21 protein-coding genes are annotated in these 19,979 nt (G+C 63.5%); 13 read left to right on the top strand and 8 right to left on the bottom strand.

Annotated elements, in window-relative coordinates; genetic code table 11:
• Positions 1-162: 162 nt before the first annotated feature.
• The 5 genes from H620_RS0116220 to bamJ all read left to right on the top strand — a co-directional run bounded on the left by H620_RS0116220 (position 163) and on the right by bamJ (position 4,871).
• Complete coding sequence (locus tag H620_RS0116220; RefSeq protein ID WP_023382403.1) at positions 163-2,601, top strand: Lon protease family protein; 2,439 nt, start codon at positions 163-165, stop codon at positions 2,599-2,601.
• Between the two features lie 161 nt (positions 2,602-2,762).
• Complete coding sequence (locus tag H620_RS0116215) at positions 2,763-3,101, top strand: PA4575 family protein (RefSeq protein ID WP_023382402.1); 339 nt, start codon at positions 2,763-2,765, stop codon at positions 3,099-3,101.
• A 131-nt stretch (positions 3,102-3,232) separates the two neighbouring features.
• Entirely contained in the window at positions 3,233-3,721 is a 489-nt protein-coding gene (locus H620_RS0116210) for a TIGR00645 family protein (protein ID WP_023382401.1), read from the top strand.
• Positions 3,722-3,862: 141 nt separating this feature from the next.
• On the top strand, positions 3,863-4,168 hold the full coding sequence (locus H620_RS0116205) for a DUF6482 family protein (protein ID WP_023382400.1): 306 nt from the start codon (positions 3,863-3,865) through the stop codon (positions 4,166-4,168).
• A gap of 85 nt (positions 4,169-4,253) precedes the next feature.
• Complete coding sequence (gene bamJ / locus H620_RS0116200; protein WP_023382399.1) at positions 4,254-4,871, top strand: BamJ family beta-barrel-assembly machinery protein; 618 nt, start codon at positions 4,254-4,256, stop codon at positions 4,869-4,871.
• Positions 4,872-4,959: 88 nt separating this feature from the next.
• Here bamJ and H620_RS0116195 read toward each other — a convergent pair whose 3' ends face one another.
• The 3 genes from H620_RS0116195 to H620_RS0116185 form a co-directional block, all read right to left on the bottom strand.
• Entirely contained in the window at positions 4,960-5,205 is a 246-nt protein-coding gene (locus H620_RS0116195) for a PA4570 family protein (protein ID WP_027907643.1), read from the bottom strand.
• A gap of 84 nt (positions 5,206-5,289) precedes the next feature.
• Positions 5,290-5,631, bottom strand: a complete 342-nt coding sequence (locus H620_RS0116190) for a zinc ribbon domain-containing protein YjdM (RefSeq protein ID WP_027907642.1) — start codon at positions 5,629-5,631, stop codon at positions 5,290-5,292.
• 153 nt (positions 5,632-5,784) lie between these two features.
• Positions 5,785-6,753, bottom strand: coding sequence for a polyprenyl synthetase family protein (locus H620_RS0116185; RefSeq protein WP_023382396.1), 969 nt, complete (start codon positions 6,751-6,753; stop codon positions 5,785-5,787).
• 245 nt (positions 6,754-6,998) lie between these two features.
• On the opposite strand from H620_RS0116185, the gene rplU reads away from it, so the two are divergent.
• The 5 genes from rplU to H620_RS0116160 all read left to right on the top strand — a co-directional run bounded on the left by rplU (position 6,999) and on the right by H620_RS0116160 (position 10,687).
• Complete coding sequence (gene rplU / locus H620_RS0116180; protein WP_011532169.1) at positions 6,999-7,313, top strand: 50S ribosomal protein L21; 315 nt, start codon at positions 6,999-7,001, stop codon at positions 7,311-7,313.
• 37 nt (positions 7,314-7,350) lie between these two features.
• Positions 7,351-7,608: a 50S ribosomal protein L27 gene (gene rpmA, locus H620_RS0116175; protein WP_023382395.1), complete on the top strand. Its 258-nt coding sequence runs from the start codon at positions 7,351-7,353 to the stop codon at positions 7,606-7,608.
• Between the two features lie 188 nt (positions 7,609-7,796).
• Positions 7,797-9,023 (top strand): Obg family GTPase CgtA, encoded by a 1,227-nt coding sequence (gene cgtA, locus H620_RS0116170; protein WP_023382394.1) that lies wholly within the window; start codon positions 7,797-7,799, stop codon positions 9,021-9,023.
• Positions 9,024-9,110: 87 nt separating this feature from the next.
• Complete coding sequence (gene proB / locus H620_RS0116165; RefSeq protein ID WP_023382393.1) at positions 9,111-10,229, top strand: glutamate 5-kinase; 1,119 nt, start codon at positions 9,111-9,113, stop codon at positions 10,227-10,229.
• Entirely contained in the window at positions 10,226-10,687 is a 462-nt protein-coding gene (locus tag H620_RS0116160) for a CreA family protein (protein ID WP_023382392.1), read from the top strand. The genes proB and H620_RS0116160 overlap by 4 nt, the downstream gene beginning before the upstream one ends.
• 119 nt (positions 10,688-10,806) lie before the next feature.
• Here H620_RS0116160 and mksF read toward each other — a convergent pair whose 3' ends face one another.
• From mksF to mksB, 3 genes are read right to left on the bottom strand one after another with little or no spacing between them, the layout of a single operon-like run.
• Complete coding sequence (mksF, locus tag H620_RS0116155; RefSeq protein WP_027907641.1) at positions 10,807-13,638, bottom strand: Mks condensin complex protein MksF; 2,832 nt, start codon at positions 13,636-13,638, stop codon at positions 10,807-10,809.
• The gene (gene mksE, locus H620_RS0116150; protein ID WP_023382390.1) at positions 13,635-14,342 is read right to left on the bottom strand and encodes an Mks condensin complex protein MksE; all 708 of its coding nucleotides are present in this window, start codon (positions 14,340-14,342) and stop codon (positions 13,635-13,637) included. The genes mksF and mksE overlap by 4 nt, the downstream gene beginning before the upstream one ends.
• Positions 14,332-15,609, bottom strand: coding sequence for an Mks condensin complex protein MksB (gene mksB, locus H620_RS0116145; protein ID WP_023382389.1), 1,278 nt, complete (start codon positions 15,607-15,609; stop codon positions 14,332-14,334). The genes mksE and mksB overlap by 11 nt, the downstream gene beginning before the upstream one ends.
• 298 nt (positions 15,610-15,907) lie before the next feature.
• Between mksB and H620_RS0116140 the strand changes: the two genes are divergently transcribed.
• Positions 15,908-16,696, top strand: coding sequence for a hypothetical protein (locus tag H620_RS0116140; RefSeq protein ID WP_027907640.1), 789 nt, complete (start codon positions 15,908-15,910; stop codon positions 16,694-16,696).
• Entirely contained in the window at positions 16,693-17,148 is a 456-nt protein-coding gene (gene rimI / locus H620_RS0116135; RefSeq protein ID WP_023382387.1) for a ribosomal protein S18-alanine N-acetyltransferase, read from the top strand. The genes H620_RS0116140 and rimI overlap by 4 nt, the downstream gene beginning before the upstream one ends.
• 84 nt (positions 17,149-17,232) lie before the next feature.
• Here rimI and H620_RS0116130 read toward each other — a convergent pair whose 3' ends face one another.
• Positions 17,233-18,390 carry a hypothetical protein gene (locus H620_RS0116130; protein WP_027907639.1) on the bottom strand — a complete coding sequence of 386 codons (1,158 nt, stop codon included), beginning with the start codon at positions 18,388-18,390 and terminating at the stop codon, positions 17,233-17,235.
• A 67-nt stretch (positions 18,391-18,457) separates the two neighbouring features.
• Between H620_RS0116130 and H620_RS0116125 the strand changes: the two genes are divergently transcribed.
• Positions 18,458-19,036, top strand: coding sequence for a D-Ala-D-Ala carboxypeptidase family metallohydrolase (locus H620_RS0116125; RefSeq protein WP_027907638.1), 579 nt, complete (start codon positions 18,458-18,460; stop codon positions 19,034-19,036).
• Here the strand turns inward: H620_RS0116125 and H620_RS0116120 are convergent.
• Positions 18,976-19,884 carry a LysR substrate-binding domain-containing protein gene (locus H620_RS0116120; protein ID WP_023382384.1) on the bottom strand — a complete coding sequence of 303 codons (909 nt, stop codon included), beginning with the start codon at positions 19,882-19,884 and terminating at the stop codon, positions 18,976-18,978. The two genes, H620_RS0116125 and H620_RS0116120, sit on opposite strands and share 61 nt — an antisense overlap.
• Positions 19,885-19,979 lie beyond the last annotated feature (95 nt).

Below are 19,979 nucleotides of genomic sequence, written 5' to 3'. Positions count from 1 at the left end.
TTGGAGTTTAGGCACGATCTAAAGGTTGCGTCGCTGATTGCGAAAAATTTGCTTGCCTTCGGTGGGCGATGCGGCTGCGACATAAAGTCCCGCCGAGCCTTGCAAGGCGCGCGCGGGCAGCGCCAGAATGCTGCTATCCGCCCGCCGAAGTAAGGAAACACAATGCCCGATCCTGTCGCTGCGCGCCTGCGTCTCGCGCCCGAAGCCCTGACCCGGCGTTTTTCCCCCGAGCAGTTTGCATTCACCAACACCGACGATCTGGAGCCGTTTCGCGGAGTACTGGGCCAGGAGCGCGCTGTAGAGGCCCTGCAATTTGGCGTGGCGATGCCGCGCCCTGGTTACAACGTGTATGTGATGGGCGAGCCGGGCACTGGCCGCTTCTCGTTCGTCAAACGCTACCTCAAGGCCGAGGGCAAGCGTCAGCAGACCCCGTCCGACTGGGTCTACGTCAACCACTTCGACGACACCCGCGAGCCGCGTGCGCTGGAGCTGCCGTCGGGCAGCGCCGCCGAGTTCATCGCCGACATGGGGGGGCTGATCGACAACCTGCTGTCCACCTTCCCGGCGGTGTTCGAGCACCCGTCCTACCAGCAGAAGAAAGGCGCCATCGACCGCGCCTTCAACCAGCGCTATGACCGCGCCCTGGACGTGATCGAACGTGCCTCGCTCGAGAAGGACGTGGCCCTGTACCGCGACGCCAGCAACGTCGCCTTCACCCCCATGGCCGACGGCAAGGCACTGGATGAAGCCGAATTCGCCCAGTTGCCAGAAGAGGTTCGCGAGCAGTTCCACGAAGACATCGCCCTGCTGGAAGAGCGCTTGAACGAAGAACTCGCCAGCTTGCCGCAATGGAAGCGTGAGTCGAACAACCAGCTGCGCCAGCTCAACGAAGAAACCATCACCCTGGCCTTGCAGCCGCTGCTGGCGCCGTTGTCGCAGAAGTACGCCGAGAATGCGGCCGTGTGCGCCTACCTGCAGTCCATGCAGCTGAACCTGCTGCGAACTGTGGTCGAGCAACTGGTCGACGACAGCAAGACGGATGCCGCCGCGCGTAAGCTGCTGGAAGAGCAATACGCCCCCAGCCTGGTGGTCGGCCACCATGCCGATGGCGGCGCGCCGGTAGTGTTCGAGCCGCACCCGACCTACGACAATTTGTTCGGCCGTATCGAATACAGCACCGACCAGGGGGCCCTGTACACCTCGTACCGCCAGCTGCGCCCCGGTGCGCTGCACCGCGCCAACGGCGGCTTCCTGATTCTGGAAGCCGAGAAAATGCTGGGTGAGCCGTTCGTGTGGGACGCGCTCAAGCGCGCCCTGCAATCGCGCAAGCTGAAGATGGAGTCGCCCCTGGGCGAACTGGGCCGCGTGGCCACCGTCAGCCTTACGCCGCAGGTGATCCCGCTGAACGTCAAGCTGGTGATCATCGGTTCGCGTCAGCTGTACTACGCGTTGCAGGACCACGACCCGGACTTCCAGGAGATGTTCCGGGTGCTGGTGGACTTCGACGAAGACATGCCCATGGTCGACGAGAACCTGGAGCAGTTCGCCCAGTTGCTGCGTACCCGTACCAACGAAGAGGGCATGGCGCCGCTGACCAGCGATGCGGTGGCACGCCTGGCCACCTACAGCGCCCGCCTGGCGGAAAACCAGTCGCGGCTGTCGGCGCGTATCGGCGATCTCTTCCAGTTGGTCAGCGAGGCCGATTTCATTCGCCAGCTGGCCAGCGACACCATGACCGACGCGGGGCACATCGAACGTGCGCTCAAGGCCAAGGCCACCCGTACCGGTCGGGTTTCGCAGCGGGTGCTGGACGACATGCTCGCCGGCATCATCTTGATCGACACCGAGGGCGCGGCCATCGGCAAGTGCAACGGGCTGACGGTGCTGGAGGTCGGTGACTCGGCGTTCGGTATGCCGGCGCGGATCTCGGCCACGGTGTACCCCGGTGGCAGCGGCATCGTCGATATCGAGCGCGAGGTCAACCTGGGCCAGCCGATTCACTCCAAGGGGGTGATGATCCTCACCGGTTACCTCGGCAGCCGCTACGCCCAGGAGTTCCCGCTGGCGATCTCGGCAAGCATCGCCCTGGAGCAGTCCTACGGCTATGTCGACGGCGACAGTGCTTCGCTGGGCGAGGTGTGCACGCTGATCTCGGCCTTGTCGCGCACGCCGCTCAAGCAGTGCTTCGCCATCACCGGGTCGATCAACCAGTTCGGTGAAGTGCAGGCTGTGGGTGGGGTCAACGAGAAGATCGAAGGCTTCTTCCGCCTGTGCGATGCCCGAGGCCTGACGGGCGACCAAGGCGTGATCATCCCGCGGGCCAACGTCGCCACGCTGATGCTCGACGAGCGGGTGTTGCAGGCGGTCGAGGCCGGGCAGTTCCACGTCTACGCGGTGAGCCAGGCCGACGAGGCGTTGAGCTTGCTGGTGGGTGAGGAGGCCGGCGTACTGGACGACAAGGGCCAGTTCACCGAAGGCAGCGTCAATGCCCGGGTGGTGGAGCGCCTGCGGGAAATCGCCGAGATGATCAGCGAAGAAGACATCAAAGAGGCAGAAAAAGAACGTCTGGAGGACATGATTGCCCAAGCCAAGCCGGCTTGAGTCAAGAAAACGGCGCTGAAGGCGATGTGCTACCGTTCAGCGCCGGTTTTCCATCTTTTTCCGTCGCTATTCTATGCTGGAACGTAGGACGGTATCAGGGTTCAGGATGGAAACAGCCTGTGATTCCAGGCTGAACAGGGCTCATTGGAGGGGACGCGGCCATGCGCAACCTCAGCCTTACTCGCCAGTGCCTGGGCCTGGTGACCCGCATTGAATGCAGCATTCGCCCACTGGCCGGTGACAACGGCATGTGGACCCTGCTGTTCGCTGCCGGCATGGCCGGTGAACAACCGTCGGCCATCAAGGCGCAGGGACCGTTCCATGGGCCCGCGGTGGCCGAGTCGGTGCTCCATGCCATCGTCGACAGCCTGACCTTGCACGGGTATCAGGTGGCGCACGATCCACAGATCTGGGCGCTGCACCTGCAGGCGCAGTTGCGACGGATCAACGGCGAGCGTTGTCGCAACCTTGGGGATTACCAGTTCCATCCTGAAACCTGAGCCGCCGCCGCTGCTCGTTTCGGAAGGCGCTGGCGATTGGCTCGCGCAACTGCCCAAGGCTTTTGCTGTCACAGGTGGCTGGCTATACTCGCCCTCGCTTTTTTAGTCACCTGACGAGTCCCAATCCCTCCATGGAACGTATTCTCGAAAACGCGATGTATGCCTCTCGCTGGCTGCTCGCTCCTATCTATTTCGGCCTGTCCCTGGGCTTGCTCGCCCTGGCGTTGAAGTTCTTCCAGGAAATCATCCACGTCCTGCCCAACGTGTTCTCGTTGGCCGAGGCGGACCTGATCCTGGTCATCCTGTCGCTGATCGACATGTCGCTGGTTGGCGGCCTGCTGGTGATGGTGATGATCTCGGGCTACGAGAACTTCGTCTCGCAGCTGGACATCGACGAAAGCAAGGAGAAGCTCAACTGGCTGGGCAAGATGGATTCTTCGTCGCTGAAGATGAAAGTGGCGGCGTCCATCGTGGCGATCTCCTCCATCCACCTGCTGCGGGTGTTCATGGATGCGCAGAACATCTCCACCGACTACCTGATGTGGTACGTGATCATCCACATGACTTTCGTCATCTCGGCGTTCGTCATGGGTTACCTGGACAAAGTCACCAAGCATTGACGGCTGGCGCTGTGGGAGCCGCCCTTGCTCCCACGGCAAATGCACACTAACGGACGAGCGGCGGCGGTAATGCCTTGTGTATTGCCCTTTTCCGTACAAAAAATGAGCAGTCATGCGTGGTTCCCATTGCGAGGTGCTCTCATGAACCTGCATCAGCTCAATTCCGAGGCCAGGGCCGGCCATGTCGATGAAGTCAACCTGATCGCCATCGAAGGTGGCGATTACCTGCTCGAGGCTCGGGTCAAGGGGCATGCCCATCCTTTGTCCGACACGCGGGGAGAACGCTTGCGGGTGCATTCGGTGGAGGATGCGCGCAAGTTGCTGCAAACCATTCCGATGGTCTCCATGAACCTGGTGCACTGGTCCGTCCAGGATGAAATGGTCGGCATGGGCACCCATCCTGAAGAAGACCTCAAGGTTCCGATTTCCCAGCGTTCGGCCTGGTAGCTGCTCGCAGCGTCCCAGTGTGCTAGGCTGCTCGCCCTTTTCATCAAGGGCGCGGCTTCACTGCGCCCTGCAGTGGAGCACGACAATGTCCGAACTCAACCTGACCACCGACGAATCTCGCGTCAGCTACGGCATCGGCCGTCAGCTGGGCGGCCAGCTGCGTGACAACCCGCCACCCGGCGTCAGCCTGGAAGCGATCCTGGCCGGCCTGACCGACGCCTTCAACGGTGCTGAAAGCCGCGTCAGCGAAGCCGACCTGTCGGCCAGCTTCAAAGTCATCCGCGAAGTGATGCAAGCCGAAGCGGCCGCCAAGGCTGAAGCCGCCGCTGCCGAAGGCAAGGCATTCCTGGCCGAGAACGCCAAGCGTGAAGGCATCACCACCCTGGCTTCGGGCCTGCAGTTCGAAGTGTTGACCGCAGGTGAAGGCGCCAAGCCGACCCGCGAAGACAACGTGCGTACCCACTACCACGGCACCTTGATCGACGGCACCGTGTTCGACAGCTCGTACGAGCGTGGTCAGCCGGCTGAATTCCCGGTGGGCGGTGTGATCGCGGGTTGGACCGAAGCCCTGCAGCTGATGAACGCTGGCAGCAAATGGCGTCTGTACGTGCCGAGCGAACTGGCTTACGGCGCTCAAGGCGTGGGCAGCATCCCGCCGCACAGCGTACTGGTGTTCGACGTCGAGCTGCTCGACGTTCTGTAAGACCTGCTGATGCCATTCGCGGGTAAACCCGCTCCTACAGGGCCTGTGGGAGCGGGTTTACCCGCGAATACTCAAAGACCTGCGAGCTTCACATCCAGTCTGTCCCACCGGGGCGCAACGCCCGCGCATAGCAGAACAGAAACACATTTCGCACCAGCTCCTTGAGCACCATCGGCTCGCTCGAATTCAACCCGCTCATGTCCAGGTCGCCCTGGTCACGCAGTTCATCGAGCGCTTCTGCTTCAAGCAACGCGCACACTTCGCCGGTTTCGCGATGAAGTATGCGCAGGTAGGGGTGAGGGCGGTCCAGCCAGGCGTCGATCAGATAAGTCATGGCTATTCTCCTTGGATAGCGGTTCCAATGAGAATAATTCTTATTATCTAAATAGCAAGCGCCAATTGCCGGACAGGCGCGTCATCAGACCTTACGCACGAACTCGGACTTCAGCTTCATCGCGCCGATGCCGTCGATCTTGCAGTCGATATCGTGGTCGCCGTCGCACAGGCGGATGTTCTTGACCTTGGTGCCAACCTTGACGACCAGGGAGGAGCTTTTGACCTTGAGGTCCTTGATGACGGTAACGGTGTCGCCGTCCTGCAGGACATTACCGACAGAATCCTTTTTCACCACGTCATCGCTGGCGGCCTCGGCTTCGCCGCTGGCCGACCACTCGTGGGCGCACTCAGGGCAGATCAGCTGGGTGCCATCCTCGTAGGTGTATTCGGAGTTGCATTTGGGGCAGGGTGGCAGAGTGCTCACTTCGGTTCCTTAAACAGACGGACGGTTAAAGGCCCATATTGTATAAGGTTTTGTGCGGCAAGTGTTTCTGTCCGTACAAATGCCTTCGCGGGTAACCCCGCTCCCGATACAGCATCGGAGCCGGGTTACCCGCGAAGGAGGGCGAAGCGGTGTTCAGTGCGTGCGTGCGACGGCGAATTCGCTCAGCTCGACCAGGGCATCCCGGTATTGGCTGGCAGGCAGCACTTCCAGGCAGGCAATGGCACGCTTGACGTAGTCACGGGCCAGCTCGGCAGTGTACTTGAGGGCGCCCGATGCACTGACCGCTTCACGGATCTGCTCCAGATCATCGAGGCCACCCTTCTGGATCGCCTTGCGCACCAGGGCCGCCTGCTCGGGCGTACCTTCGCGCATGGTGTAGATCAGCGGCAGGGTCGGCTTGCCTTCGGCCAGGTCGTCGCCGACGTTCTTGCCCAGGGCTTGCGCATCGCCTTCGTAGTCGAGCAGGTCGTCGACCAGTTGGAAAGCTACGCCCAGGTGGTCGCCGAAGGTGCGCAGTGCTTCGCGCTGCTCCTCGGTGGCGCCCGCCAGCGCCGCTGCGCTGTGGGTCGAGGCTTCGAACAGCATCGCGGTCTTGCCGCGGATGACGTCCATGTAGATTTCCTCGGTGGTGCTGGCATCACGGACGCGCGACAGCTGCAGCACCTCACCCTCGGCGATGACGCGGGTGGCCTGGGACAGGATCTTCATGACCGGCATCGAGCCCAGCTCGACCATCATTTCGAACGAGCGCGAATAAAGGAAGTCGCCCACCAGCACGCTCGGTGCGTTGCCCCACAGGGCGTTGGCGGTGGAGCGGCCACGGCGCATGCCGGACATGTCGACCACATCGTCATGCAGCAAGGTGGCGGTGTGCAGGAACTCGATGGTGGCGGCCAGCAGGCGCAGGTCGTTGCCTTCACGGCCCAGCGCCTTGCCGCACAGCAGCACCAGCAGGGGGCGCAGGCGCTTGCCGCCAGCGGACGTGATATAGTCGCCGATCTTCGATACCAGCGGCACGCGCGAGGTCAGCTGCTTCTTGATGATCTCGTCGACGGCGCTGAAATCGTCAGCCACCGCGCGGTAGAAGGATTGGGGTTGCATCGGCTGCTCCATTGAGGTTGCGCGGCATGCTAGGTCGCGGGTCCCGGTGTGTCAAGGCGCGGTACCTGCGGGCCTGGGGCGGCACTTGCAAGCAAAACCTGGGTTGCGTACAATCGCGCACCCTAACTTCCTGGGCAGCACCTGCCTTACGCAATTGCACAGGGCCGTTCCAGCCCCATGCAGCCATGCCAGCCAATACTCATCATATAAAGCGCTGGGTGAGCAGGATTATCGGAGAAATACCCATGTCTTACGCAGTAATCGTTACCGGCGGCAAGCAGTACAAAGTCGCTGAAGGTGAATTCCTCAAGATCGAAAAACTGGAAGTCGCTACTGGCGAATCCGTGACCTTCGATCGCGTTCTGCTGGTTGCCAATGGTGACGACGTCACCATCGGCGCTCCAGTCGTCGCTGGTGCTAAAGTTGTAGCCGAAGTCGTTTCGCAAGGCCGTCACGACAAGGTCCGCATCATCAAGTTCCGTCGTCGTAAGCACCACATGAAGCGTATGGGCCACCGCCAGTGGTTCACCGAAATCAAAATCACCGGTATCCAGGCTTAATCCCCTCGATCCCCTGAATTTATTGGAGAATTGAACCATGGCACACAAAAAGGCTGGTGGTAGTACTCGTAACGGTCGCGACTCAGAATCGAAACGCCTTGGCGTGAAGATGTATGGCGGCCAGGTCATCAAGGCCGGCAACATCATCGTCCGCCAGCGCGGCACCCAGTTCCACGCCGGCTACGGCGTTGGCATGGGCAAGGATCACACTCTGTTCGCCAAGATCGAAGGCGTGATCAAGTTCGAGAAGAAAGGCGAGTTCAACCGCCGTTACGTGAGCATCGTCGCAGCCTAATCGCGACGTCGCTCCAGAAGCCCCGTCATGCGACGGGGCTTTTTCGTTTGTGGTGAGCCTCTTGCAAAGCTGTTTGTATGGGCTGCCGGCGTTGGTTTCTACGGTCGTACGGGGCCGCCGCGCTCATTTTTGCAAGAGCCTCAGGTTTTTTAGTATTCAGCTCGTCGTCCGACGAGAGGCGGTTTTGAATGAAGTTTGTTGACGAAGTATCCATTCGGGTCAAGGCCGGTGACGGCGGTAACGGTTGCATGAGCTTCCGCCGCGAGAAATTCATCGAGAACGGCGGCCCCAACGGCGGCGACGGTGGCGATGGCGGTTCGGTCTACATGGTGGCTGACGAAAACCTCAACACCCTGGTCGACTACCGTTATACCCGTCACCACGAAGCCCAGCGCGGCTCCAACGGTGGCAGCACCGACTGCACCGGCAAGAAGGGCGATGACCTGATCCTGCGGGTGCCGGTCGGCACCACCGTGATCGACGCCTCGACCCAGGAAGTGATCGGTGACCTGATCGCTCCGGGCCAGAAGTTGATGGTCGCCCAGGGCGGCTGGCATGGCCTGGGCAATACCCGTTTCAAGTCCAGCACCAACCGTGCGCCACGCCAGACCACGCCGGGCAAGCCGGGCGAGCAACGTGACCTGAAGATGGAGCTCAAAGTGCTGGCCGACGTTGGCCTGCTCGGTTTGCCAAACGCTGGCAAGAGCACCTTCATTCGCTCGGTTTCGGCCGCCAAGCCGAAAGTCGCCGACTACCCGTTCACCACCCTGGTGCCGAACCTGGGCGTGGTCAGCGTCGACCGTTGGAAGAGCTTCGTCATCGCCGACATCCCCGGTCTGATCGAAGGTGCCTCCGACGGTGCTGGCCTGGGTATCCGCTTCCTCAAGCACCTGGCCCGTACCCGCGTGCTGCTGCACCTGGTCGACCTGGCACCGCTGGACAACAGCGACCCTGCCGATGCTGCCGAAGTCATCATCAACGAGCTGGCGCAATTCAGCCCGTCGCTGATCGAGCGCGAGCGTTGGCTGGTGCTGAACAAGTGCGACATGCTGATGGACGACGAGCGCGACGAGCGGGCCAAGGCCGTGATCGAGCGCCTGCAATGGGAGGGGCCGGTCTACATGATCTCGGCCATCGCCAAGCAGGGTACCGAGCAGCTCAGCCACGACCTGATGCGCTACCTCGAAGAGCGCGCCGATCGCCTGGCGAACGACCCGGCCTACGCCGAAGAGTTGGCCGACCTCGATCAGCGTATCGAAGACGAAGCCCGTGCTCAGCTGCAGGCCCTGGACGACGCCCGTACCCTGCGTCGCACCGGCGTCAAGAGCGTGCACGACATCGGCGACGATGACGATTGGGATGATGATTTCGAGGACGACGAAGACGGTCCGGAAATCATTTACGTGCGCGACTGACCGGTTGCAGTACACTAAACGCCGCTTTTTCAAGCGGCGTTTTGGTATCTACGGTATCTACAGATTCGACATAGGTTGGAAGAGAAGATGCGAAGCAAGGTGACAGGCGCCAAGCGCTGGGTCGTGAAGATCGGCAGTGCGCTGCTGACGGCCGATGGCAAGGGCCTCGACCGCGGCGCCATGGCTGTCTGGGTCGAGCAGATGGTGGCGCTGCGCGAAGCGGGCGTGGAGTTGGTATTGGTCTCCTCCGGGGCCGTGGCTGCCGGCATGAGCCAGCTTGGCTGGACCTCGCGACCGAGCGCGATGAACGAGCTGCAGGCCGCGGCCTCCATCGGCCAGATGCGCCTGGTACAAGCCTGGGAGTCGAGCTTCGGCGAGCACGGCAAGCACACCGCGCAGATTCTCCTGACCCATGACGACCTGTCCGACCGCAAGCGTTACCTGAACGCCCGTAGCACCTTGCGCACCCTGGTCGACCTGGGCGTGGTACCGGTGATCAACGAAAACGACACGGTGGTCACCGACGAGATCCGTTTTGGCGACAACGACACCCTGGCGGCGTTGGTGGCCAACCTGGTGGAGGCCGACTTGCTGGTGATCCTCACCGACCGCGACGGCATGTTCGACGCCGACCCCCGCAACAACCCCGAGGCGCAACTGATTTACGAGGCCCGCGCCGATGACCCGTCGCTCGATGCCGTGGCCGGGGGTACCGGTGGTGCCCTGGGCCGTGGGGGCATGCAGACCAAGCTGCGCGCCGCGCGCCTGGCGGCCCGTTCTGGCGCGCACACCATCATCATCGGTGGGCGCATCGAGCGCGTGCTCGACCGTCTGAAGGCCGGTGAACGCCTGGGCACGCTGCTGTCACCTGAGCGCGGCATGCTCGCCGCGCGCAAGCAGTGGCTGGCCGGCCACCTGCAGACGCGCGGCACGCTGGTACTCGACGCAGGCGCCGTGCAGGCGCTGCGCGAGGCCAACAAGAGCCTGCTGCCGGTGGGCGTGAAGACCGTGCAGGGCAGCTTCCGCCGTGGCGAGATGGTGGTCTGTGTCGGCCCGGATGGTGTTGAAGTCGCCCGTGGCTTGGCCAACTACAGTGCACTGGAGGCCCAGAAGATCATTGGCCAGCCGTCCGACGCCATCGAAGCCGTGCTTGGCTATATTGCCGAGCCCGAACTGGTGCACCGCGACAACCTGGTGCTGGTATGAGATTGCTCAAGCGGTTTGTAGCCGTGGCGGCGCTGGCGCTGCCCGTGCTCGCCGGCGCCGAGGAAATCGGCCAGGTGTCCACTGTGTTCAAGTTCCTTGGGCCGAACGATCGTATCGTGGTCGAGGCGTTCGACGATCCTAAGGTCGAGGGGGTGACCTGTTACCTCTCGCGTGCCAAGACAGGCGGTGTGAAGGGTGGTTTGGGGCTGGCCGAGGATCGGGCGGAAGCTTCGATTGCCTGCCGCCAGGTTGGGCCGATCAACTTCAAAGGGGAGTTGAAGGATGGCGAGGAGGTGTTCAAGGAGCGCACTTCGCTCGTGTTCAAGACCATGCAGGTGGTGCGCTTCCTGGACAAGAAGCGCAATACGCTGGTGTATCTGGTGTACAGCGACCGCATGATCGAAGGCAGCCCGCAGAATGCGGTGACGGCGATCCCGATCCTGCCTTGGGCGCATTGATGTAGTTGGGAGGCCTTTGGCCTCCATCGCGGGTAAACCCGCTCCTGCACGCACTCCACTGCCGTTGGGGCGTGTGCAAAACCCGCGTAGGGGCCGCAAAGCGGCCCCGTCACACCGAATCAGGCCAACTCTTCGGCCTGATCCTCACGCACGATCGCCTTTTCCACATCCAGACGGCTGATGAACTTCCAGTCCGCCTCGTCGATGTAGATGCCATTCGGCCCGCTGCCACCTTCCAGGTCGATCGCAACTCGCGCCGATACCTGCGGCTTCACGCTCGCCAGAATCGGCACGAAGCCCAGCTGCAGGCTGGTCTCCAGCAGCGCGGCCTGGTTGCGTTCGTCGATGTCCGCTGCCTCGTCGAGGTAGTAGGGCAGGCGAATGCGGCCGGCCAGGTCACGGTCCATCAGGTGCAGCAACAGGTACATGTTGGTCAGCGCCTTGATGGTCATGGTGGTGCCGTTGGAGGCGGCGCCGTCGATGTCGGCATGGATCACTGGCTGGCTGTTGACCTTGGTGATCTCGAAGGCCAGCTCGAACAGGTCTTTCAGGCCCAGCTGGTTGTGGTTGGCCGCCACCAACCGCGCCAGGTACTCCTTGGCCTCTTCGTTCTTGTGATCCTGCTCGGCGCTTTGGGTCAGGTCGAACACCGACAGAGTCTCGCCCTCCTCGTACTGGCCGGCGCTGTGGATGATCTGGTCGATGTGCTTGAGCGCTTCCTTGTTCGGCGCCAGCACCACGCGGAAGCTCTCCAGGTTGGAGACCTGGCGGCGGTTGATCTCGCGGTTGAACAAAGCCAGCTGGTGCTCGAGGCTGTCGTAGTCGCTGCGAATGTTGCGCAGGGTCCGGGCAATGTCGGTGACTGCGGCGCGGCGTGCCTTGGCCAGGGTCAGGGCTTCGTCGGTGCGGTGCGCGTAAGCGTTCACCAGCAGTTGCAGGCGGCGCTCCATGTCGTCTTCGCTGTCGAACTTGGCCACGCCCTTGAGGCGAACCTGGGCGTACAGCGCCTCGATCTGGTTGTCGACGCGCTGCAGGCTCTGCCAGCTGTCCTGGTAGTCGTTGAGCAACGGCAGCAGGTTGTCCATGGAGTCGTCGACCGCTTCCATGAACGGCGTGCCGTAGGGCAGGTCGGCGGGCAGCAGTTGGCGGCGGCGCAGGGCGTCTTCCAGGGTGCGCTGCTTGGCTTCGAGGTCGGCGATCTGGCGGCCGACCAGTTGCAGCTTGGCCGACAGCTGCTGGACGCGTTCGGTGAAGGCGTCGCTGGAGCGCTTGAGTTCGTCCTGGGCGGCTTCCAGTTGCGCCAACTGCTCCATCTTCTCGGGCTCTTCGGCGCTCAGCGTCTCGGTGCGGCGGAAGTCTTCCAGGGCTTTCTGGGCATCCAGCACCTGCTGGTACAGGGCTTCGGTCTGGGCTTTCGAAGCCAAGCGGTCGGCGGCGACGGCCTGCTGGGTCTTGAGCTGCTTGAGCTCACGCTCCAGTCGGTCCTTCTGGTCGCGCAGGGCGGCGCGGTCGGCCAGGGCCTGTAGGGCTGGCGGTTCGATGTGGGAGAGGTCGATGGACAGGCCAGGGGCCTCGAAACGCTCGCCCTTGAAGCCATCGAGCACGGCTTCGAGGGACTTCACCCACAGGTTGCTGTCGTCCAGCTCGATGCCGCGCTCGCCCAGCGGCAGGCTGAACAGCGCGCCGTTGAACAGGCGCATCAGGCGGTCGACATCCTGCTGCGAGAACTCCTCGCGCAGGCGGGCGTAGCTGTTGTTGTCGGCGTGCTCGAGCTGCTGCTTGACCTGCTTCAGGCGTTTTTCCAGGTCACGCACCCGCTCGTCGAGGTCTTCGGCGGAGAACTGGCGCGACTGGGCCAGGGCACCGGCCAGCTCGTCGTGGGCGTCCTTGGCCGCCAGCAGCTGCTGTTCCAGGACCTTGACGTCATCGACCAGGGCAAAGCGGTGCTTGAGCACCGACAGCTCACCGAGCCAACGCTGGATACCGGTGATCTCGCGCTCCAGGCGCATCAATTCCTGGGTGCCGCTGCGCTGGTCGTTCTGCAGGCTGTCCTGCTCGCTGCGGTAGTGCTCGGCCTGGATGACCAGCTCTTCCTTGCGCGCCATGGCGTAGTCCTGCCAGGTGCCCAGCAGGTTGTCGAGCAGGGGCGAGAGGCGGTGCAGCTTGCCGCGCAGGATGTCGCGCTGGGCCACGCCGCCGGCCAGGGCTTCGACCAGTGGGCCGGCCGCGACCAGCGCGTTGTAGTCCTGCTCCATACGGCGCACATCGCGGAACGCCTCTTCGCAAGCGGCGATGTAGTCGACGCTGCCTGAGCGCAGGCTGTGCTCGAAAGCATCGAGGAACAGCTGCTTGAGCTTGGCGGCAGTGATTTCACGCATGTGCAGCAGGTTGATGAACAGTGCGCGGAAGGTTTTCAGGCTCTGCTCGCTGGTCGAGCGCAGCGGAATCAGGGTCAGGTCCAGCGGTACCGAGGTGTGGCCACCGACCAGCAGCCGGCGCAGTTCGTCCGGCTTAAGCTCGTAGGCCTTCAGGCCCAGACGCTCGAGGTTGGTGAACAGCTCTTTCTGGCGCAGGCAGGTGTCGTTCTTCTGGTAATGGGCCAGGTCCAGCTCGCCCTTGTAGGCGAAGAACTGGTGGCCGAAGCCGCCGCCCGGGCCCCGGCCGACCACGCCGATCACGTGGGGGCCATGGGGCAGGTTCAGTTCGCAGAGGATATACGAGGTGTCGCTGGCGAAGTAGAAGCGACGCGACTGTTCGAGGCTGTACTTGCCGAAGCTCATGTCCGACATGCGCGCCAGGATCGGGAACTGCAGCGCGTTGATCGACGCTGATTTACCCAGGTTGTTGGCACCGTAGACCGACAGCGGGTGTTCCAGCGGGAACAGGCCGAGGCTGTAGCCGGCGGTGTTGAGCAGTGCGAAGCGGCGGATGCCGTAGCGTTCCTGGCTCATGCTTCATTCTCCTGTTGCTCTTCGCGGATGGCCCGGGCAAGGGCCTGTTCCTCGCTTTCCTCGTCGTCGAACGGCGCCAGATCCAGCGGGTCGTCGGTGCGGTTGAGTGCTTCCGGGCTCTCTTCCTCGACCAGCACCGGCGTCGGCAGTGGCAAGTCGCTGTGCAGACTGGCCGCCAGGTCGCGGTCCTGCTGGACCGACAGGCACACGTCGAGGAAACGGTGCATGGGCGGCAGGAAGCGGTAGATACCGCCTTCCTCGTGGGCGAAGCCAAGCTGGGTCATGCGGCGCATGATCTTTTCTTCCAGCTCGTCGACGGTCTGCACTTCGGCCTGCAGGAACAGGTCGCGGTACTTGTCCAGCAGCGAGGGCAGTTCGTCACGACCGATGCTGCCACCGTCAAGCACGGCCATCGGGTCGCGGCCCTGGTCAGCCAGGTGCTCGACCAGGATGAAGGTGAACAGCGACAAGCGCTGGGCAGTCTTGTTGACCTGCGCGGCGGCCTGCTCGGGGACGAAGTAGTAGAAACCACGGGTGTCGCACACCAGCTCGAAGCCCAGGGCCTTGAACAGGGTGCGGTACTGGTCCTGGAAGTTCGACAGCTGGCCGTACATTTCAGGGTCACGGCGGCTGACGTGGAAGCCCTTGAACAGCTCGCGGAAGATCGGCGCGAGCTGGGACAGTTCGGAAAGATCAAGATGCATTGGCTGGGCTCGCGTTGGTTTCAGGCGATGGTTCGCGGCTGGATGTCAGGGCGAACGAGCGCAGGCTGACCAGGTGTTCTTGGGTGGTGTACTCGCGCCGTTCCAGGCGCTCACGCTTGAAGCGTTTTTCCCGCGACAGGCGCGAGAACCAGTACAGCAATTCGTCGGTGGCGCCTTCGGGCTCCTGCTCCAACAACCAGACCATCAGGTCGGGCAGCGGCAGGGCGTCTTCGCAGCGTTCGAGCATTTCCTTGACCGTGCGTGGCGCGCGCGGCAGCGGGCCTTTCTGGGTCTTGTGCGCCTTGGGGAAGCGCGCCGGCTTGGGCTCGAAACGGGCCAGGGCGTAGACATACGCTTCGACCTGGCTGGCGCTGCCCAGGAAAGTGCTCTGCGGCCGGGTGAACAGTGGCATGGCGGCGTGGGGCACGGCGTCGATGCCCTTGCGGCGGATCACCGACAGCGCCAGGGCCGCGCCACGGGTCACGGCGTTGTGCCGACGTGCTTCTTCGCGCAGCGGCAGCAGCAATTCGCGGGCATGACGCAGCGTCAGCTGGGCGCTGGTCTGCATTTCCAGAATGCGCGCATGGGTGCGCAGCAGCATGTCGTCGTCGACCAGGTGACCGAGGCGGGCTTGCTCGCCGAGCAGTTTCAGCAGCACGGTCTCGACCTTGCGCACGCCCTGTTCGAAGGCACCGTCGGCGTTGACCAACTGGATCATTGGCTCGACGTACTCGTCCCAGGTCGCCAGGACCTCGGCATAGCGCTGGCGCAGCGGGATCTGGCGGTTGCTGGTCTTGGCCCGCTCGGCCACGGCCACCAGGGCCTGTTCGTCGTTGTCGAGCTTCTTGAGGACGTCACGCACGCGCATGTCGAGCAGGCGCAACTGGCGCGCCAGGTCATCGCTGTCGCGGTTGTCGAAAGCGTCCTGGATATGTCCGGCCAGGCGTTCGAGGTGGCGCAGGTAAGCCTCGATCTCCAGGCACAGGCCCAGGCGGTGCTCGCGGCGCAGGTAGGCGAGGAAGTCGTGGATCTGGGCGTTGAGCTCGAAGCGGTTCGGGCTCTTGGCCACCGGGACCAGGATATCCAGGCGGATCCACACGTCGAGCAGCTGGGTGATGTCCTGCGGGGTGCTCTCGACCTGCTGGCGGGCCAGCTGTTGGCGCAGTTCGACCAGGCTCAGGGTGCCCTGGTCGAAACGCTCGCACAGCGGCTCGATCAAGGCCCAGTGTTCGGCTAGGGCGCGCAGGACGCGCTTGGGTTCGATCATTGGCGTCGACTCGTTGCCAAATAAAAGGGGGCGATTGTACTGCATCCTTGGGGGAGGATTTCACCCCTTGGTCTGTAATGAGGGATAACCCTGGCTTTTCTGGGGGTTTCACTGGCCAGTTCGCCGGCACGCCGGCGCCTGCAGGTGTTGCGGCCTAGTCGAAATGCAGGGGAAACCTGTGGCCGCGGGTTTACCTGCGATGGCCCTGGTCAGGCGACAAAAATCCGCTGACCAGTTGCAGCGCATGCCTGCCAACAACGTTAGAATGGCCCACTGTTTCGACCCGGATACCCGTGCCTTGCTGACCGAACCCCGCCGCCGCGCCTACCTCTCCGCCATGCAAGTGGTGCACTGGCTGCCGCGTGCCGAACTGCCGTTCGCCGCACCGTCGCGCCCAGAGCTGTTATTGCCACAGGTGCCGGTGGAGGCGCTCGAGTTCGAAGCCAGGCCATCCGCGCCTGTCGCCAGCGAGACGCCGGTTGCGCCCCAGGCCCGTTCCGTCGAGCGGCCGAAGATCGAAATTCCGCGGCCGGGCAGTGCGCCCAAACCTGTCGCCAAGGCGGTGGAGGCCGGAGAGGCCGCCCCGGCGCCACGTCCGGCTCCGGTGCCGCCGCCACGATTCTCGCTGCAGTTGCTGCGCGCTGGCGGTTGCCTGCTGTTGATCGAGTTGGCCACCGGCCAACCGTTCCAGAGCCGCGATCCGTCCTACCTGCTGCTCAAGGACATGCTGCGTGCCGCCGGTCTGCCCGATGCGCCGCAGATCATCGGCGAGCCGGTACGCTGGCCGCTGCTGGTGCGCGGCAACATGGATCAGGGCCCGGATGCCGCTCGGGACTTCGTCCAGGGCTTCCTCCAGGCGCGCCTCGAAGAAGTGCCGGGCGCCTGCCTCTGGCTGGTCGGCATGCCGGCGCTGCGTTTTGCCGCCAATGCCGACGCCGATGCGTATTACCAAGTACTGAAGGTCGAAGGCCTGGGCGATGCCTGGGCGTTGCCGGGCCTTGAACTGTTGATGGACGAGCCGCAACGCAAGGCGGACGTCTGGAAAGCGATGCGCCAGCTGATGGCGCGCTGGAAGAGCGTTGAATGAGTGACTCGATCAGCTTCCGCCTGATGACCGAGGCGGATCTGGATGCCGTGCTTAAAATCGAATATGCAGCGTTCAGTCATCCCTGGACCCGTGGGATCTTTCAGGATGCGCTCAAGTCGTACGAAGTCTGGCTGATGTTCGATGGCCAGCAGCAGGTCGGCCATGGCGTGATCAATGTGATCATCGACGAAGCGCACCTGCTCAACATTACCGTCAAGCCGGAGAACCAGGGCCGTGGCCTGGGGCTGCGCCTGCTGGAGCACCTGATGGCACGTGCCTACCAGCTCAATGGCCGGGAGTGTTTCCTGGAGGTGCGGGCCAGCAACCAGTCGGCCTATCGCTTGTACGAGCGCTATGGCTTCAACGAGATTGGCCGCCGACGTGACTACTACCCGATCGCCGGTGGGCGCGAAGATGCCCTGGTGATGGCCTGTACCCTGCTCGAAGAGTGAGCCTGGGTCAGGCCTGAGCCGGCCTCGATCGTGGCGTGAAGCCTGGGGGCGCGGGCTCGCGCCGCGAAGAGGCCGGTATGTCGATCACAGCGCTGGAGGCAGCGCCTCGACGGGCTTGCTCAGGTCCCGAAGCGATCGGGTCACCGCCGCGCTGTTGCATTTCGCCGCTGCTTGTTCCGGCGTGTACTTGCGTACGGTGCGGAAGAACAGCTCGCACGTCTGTTTCTTCTGCGTGACTTGCCACTTGGTGGCACAGGCCTCGAGTGTCAGTTTCGGCTCTGCCGCCGGGTTGCGCCCCATCCCGGCCTGCCAGCAGGCCGCCGTCAGGTCCTGCCCCATCATTTTCAGCCCGGCCGTATCGGCTGCATCCTGATCGCCACCATGGCTGGCCTTGTCCGCCGCATACCAGATCGCACTGGGGTGGTTGGCCCCCAGCACCGGCACCGTCGTGCCCTTTTGCGGGCTGATGCCGACCAGGCCCAGTACGCCGACCTGCGGTCCGTACTGCTGCTGGATCCAGCTGCGCACCGGGGCGCCGAAGGCGACCATCGGCAGGGGTTTGGCGGGGTTTTGCAGGGTCATCTCGCGGACCATGCGGACCTGGTAGTCCTTGAAGTAGCTATAGGTGTCCTTCAATGACTCGCCAGCGCTGGCGGGGGCGGCGATGGGTGCGATGTCGATGATGGTCTGGTAGGCCGGGGTCTGGCTGGTAGCGACGCCGTTGAACGTCAGCAGTTCGGCCCAGCGGTCGGTGGTGTTCGAACGCAGGTAGTCCTGGGCCTGGGTCAGCGAATAGTCAGGCGGGAAGTGCAGCAGCTCGATGCTGCGACGGTTCTGCAGGGCCATGCCCAGCGGCAGGAACAGGTACCAGTCGTAGGACCATTTGCCGTCCTTGTTCAATTGTGTGGCGCCATCGTAGGCCAGCTCACCACTGTCGAGCAGCTGGCGCAGTGGCGCGACGTAGTTGGCGGGCACCTTGCTGATAGTGGCGTACAGCCTGTCGTTGTCGCGACTGACGTGCACCCCTGCATCGGCATAGCCGTCGCGGCGCACGCTCTGGGTCAGGTAGTGCTCGACGGTCTGTTCCAGCGACCAGTTGCGGTAGCACACCACGTTGCAGTTGTTGGGGTAGGCGAACAATCGGGTGACGCGCTGGCTATCGCCCAGGTCGATATGCGCGTCAGCCAGGGCCAGGCTGCTGAAGGCGACGACGGCGAGGCTCGATAAGGCAATCTTGTGCATGCTTAACTCCTTGTCATTGCCGCCCGATCCGGCGGCCGGTGCTAATACTGGGGCAGGGAGCGTGGCGATGAGAAGGGCAGGTTGGGTGTTGATGGCGGCGATGGCGGGCGGCGTGGCACAGGCCGATGAGCGGGACGTGTGGATGTTCGCGCAATGGGCGGGGGATCATCAGACCCGACCGTTTCGCGAGATGCTGGTCGATGCCCGATTGTACGGTGTGGTGCCGATCGCGCAGTTGCTGCGCTCGGCCTCGGACTGGCGGGTATGCCGGGCGTCGCCTTTCGCCGTGCCGCCAATCAGTCACTGGCCGGCGGTGCGCTCCACCTTGTCGCTGCTCAAGACCCTCGACCAGCAAGGCATCCTGCGTCAGTACGAGGTGGTCTCGGCCTACCGCGAGCCAGGCCTCAATGCCTGTGCGGGTGGCGCTGTGGGCAGTGCGCATACCCGTGCGTTCGCGGTCGACATCCTCTTGCCGCGCTGGGCTGATCCCCAGCCGCTATGCCGCTTCTGGCAACAGCATGGCCAGGCTTGGAACATGGGCCTGGGGCGCTATCCGACGGGGCGTATCCACATCGACACCGCAGGCTATCGCACCTGGGGTGGGGATGGTGGTGCCGGTTCGTCGTTCTGCATCAAGCCCAGTTGAGTCAGGCCGCGCTGGCACTCATCGGCCACCCATTGGGCGAAGCGCTGGCGTTTACCGCCAGCGTTGAGCGGATGGGGGCTGAGCAGGTGATAGGCAGAGCCGTCGCGCAGAAAGCCGAAGGGGGCTTTCAGCTGCCCGCTTTCCAGTTCGTCTTGCACCATCAGGGCTGAGGCGATGGCTAGGCCCAGGCCTGCGCTGGCGGCCTGGATCGACAGGTAGAAATGTTCGTAGTCACTGCGCTCGGTGTGCCCGAGCCGCTGGCCGCTCAGGCGCAGCCAGGTCGGCCAGGCGCTGGGGCGAGTGCCGCTGTGCAGCAGGCGCTGGTTGTCAGCAGTGGTGGGGTGGCCTACCGGGCCGATCCATTCCTCGCAGATTTTCAGGCTGTGCAGCGTGTGGTCCCAGTGGAAGTCGTCGCGGCGCAAGGCCAGGTCGATGCCCCCGCGAGTGAAGTCCGGCAGGCCGCCCGCTGCCACCAGGTGCAGTTGCAGGTCGGGGTGGGCGGCGTGGAAGCGGGGCAGGCGTGGGATCAGCCAGCGCATGGCAATGGTGGGCTCGCAGGACAGCACCAGTACGTTGTTGCTTTCCTGCTGCCGCAGGCGCTGCACCGCGCCTTCGAGCTGCTCGAAGATGGCTTGGGTGGTGCCGTGCAGCGCGCGGCCTGCAGGTGTGAGGAAGATGGCCCGGTTGCGCCGTTCGAACAGCTCGATGCCCAGGCTTTCCTCCAGCAGGCGTACTTGGCGGCTGACGGCGCCATGGGTGACATGCAGGCGTTCGGCGGCGCGCACGAAGTTTTCGGTTTCGGCGGCGATGTCGAAGTAACGCAATGCATTGAGTGGGGGCAGTTTCATCGAAGGGTCGTTATCCATTCCTGCGCCTTGGCGTATGCATCACCCTTCATAAGGTTGGCGCTGACCCCGTAGAAGGACGGTTGCTCATGAAAGGC

The sequence above is a fragment of the Pseudomonas taiwanensis DSM 21245 genome (assembly GCF_000425785.1).
Classification (GTDB): domain Bacteria; phylum Pseudomonadota; class Gammaproteobacteria; order Pseudomonadales; family Pseudomonadaceae; genus Aquipseudomonas; species Aquipseudomonas taiwanensis.
Note: the sequence above shows the minus strand (reverse complement) of the source record. Positions and strands in the feature narration are given on the sequence as shown.

Excerpts from the sequence above, each read along its gene's own strand:
- H620_RS0116220 (WP_023382403.1), top strand. The coding sequence starts at position 163 with ATGCCCGATCCTGTCGCTGCGCGCCTGCGTCTCGCGCCCGAAGCCCTG.
- H620_RS0116215 (WP_023382402.1), top strand. The coding sequence starts at position 2,763 with ATGCGCAACCTCAGCCTTACTCGCCAGTGCCTGGGCCTGGTGACCCGC.
- H620_RS0116210 (WP_023382401.1), top strand. The coding sequence starts at position 3,233 with ATGGAACGTATTCTCGAAAACGCGATGTATGCCTCTCGCTGGCTGCTC.
- H620_RS0116205 (WP_023382400.1), top strand. The coding sequence starts at position 3,863 with ATGAACCTGCATCAGCTCAATTCCGAGGCCAGGGCCGGCCATGTCGAT.
- bamJ (WP_023382399.1), top strand. The coding sequence starts at position 4,254 with ATGTCCGAACTCAACCTGACCACCGACGAATCTCGCGTCAGCTACGGC.
- H620_RS0116195 (WP_027907643.1), bottom strand. The coding sequence starts at position 5,205 with ATGACTTATCTGATCGACGCCTGGCTGGACCGCCCTCACCCCTACCTG.
- H620_RS0116185 (WP_023382396.1), bottom strand. The coding sequence starts at position 6,753 with ATGCAACCCCAATCCTTCTACCGCGCGGTGGCTGACGATTTCAGCGCC.
- rplU (WP_011532169.1), top strand. The coding sequence starts at position 6,999 with ATGTCTTACGCAGTAATCGTTACCGGCGGCAAGCAGTACAAAGTCGCT.
- rpmA (WP_023382395.1), top strand. The coding sequence starts at position 7,351 with ATGGCACACAAAAAGGCTGGTGGTAGTACTCGTAACGGTCGCGACTCA.
- cgtA (WP_023382394.1), top strand. The coding sequence starts at position 7,797 with ATGAAGTTTGTTGACGAAGTATCCATTCGGGTCAAGGCCGGTGACGGC.
- proB (WP_023382393.1), top strand. The coding sequence starts at position 9,111 with ATGCGAAGCAAGGTGACAGGCGCCAAGCGCTGGGTCGTGAAGATCGGC.
- H620_RS0116160 (WP_023382392.1), top strand. The coding sequence starts at position 10,226 with ATGAGATTGCTCAAGCGGTTTGTAGCCGTGGCGGCGCTGGCGCTGCCC.
- mksF (WP_027907641.1), bottom strand. The coding sequence starts at position 13,638 with ATGAGCCAGGAACGCTACGGCATCCGCCGCTTCGCACTGCTCAACACC.
- mksE (WP_023382390.1), bottom strand. The coding sequence starts at position 14,342 with ATGCATCTTGATCTTTCCGAACTGTCCCAGCTCGCGCCGATCTTCCGC.
- mksB (WP_023382389.1), bottom strand. The coding sequence starts at position 15,609 with ATGATCGAACCCAAGCGCGTCCTGCGCGCCCTAGCCGAACACTGGGCC.
- rimI (WP_023382387.1), top strand. The coding sequence starts at position 16,693 with ATGAGTGACTCGATCAGCTTCCGCCTGATGACCGAGGCGGATCTGGAT.
- H620_RS0116130 (WP_027907639.1), bottom strand. The coding sequence starts at position 18,390 with ATGCACAAGATTGCCTTATCGAGCCTCGCCGTCGTCGCCTTCAGCAGC.
- H620_RS0116125 (WP_027907638.1), top strand. The coding sequence starts at position 18,458 with ATGAGAAGGGCAGGTTGGGTGTTGATGGCGGCGATGGCGGGCGGCGTG.
- H620_RS0116120 (WP_023382384.1), bottom strand. The coding sequence starts at position 19,884 with ATGAAACTGCCCCCACTCAATGCATTGCGTTACTTCGACATCGCCGCC.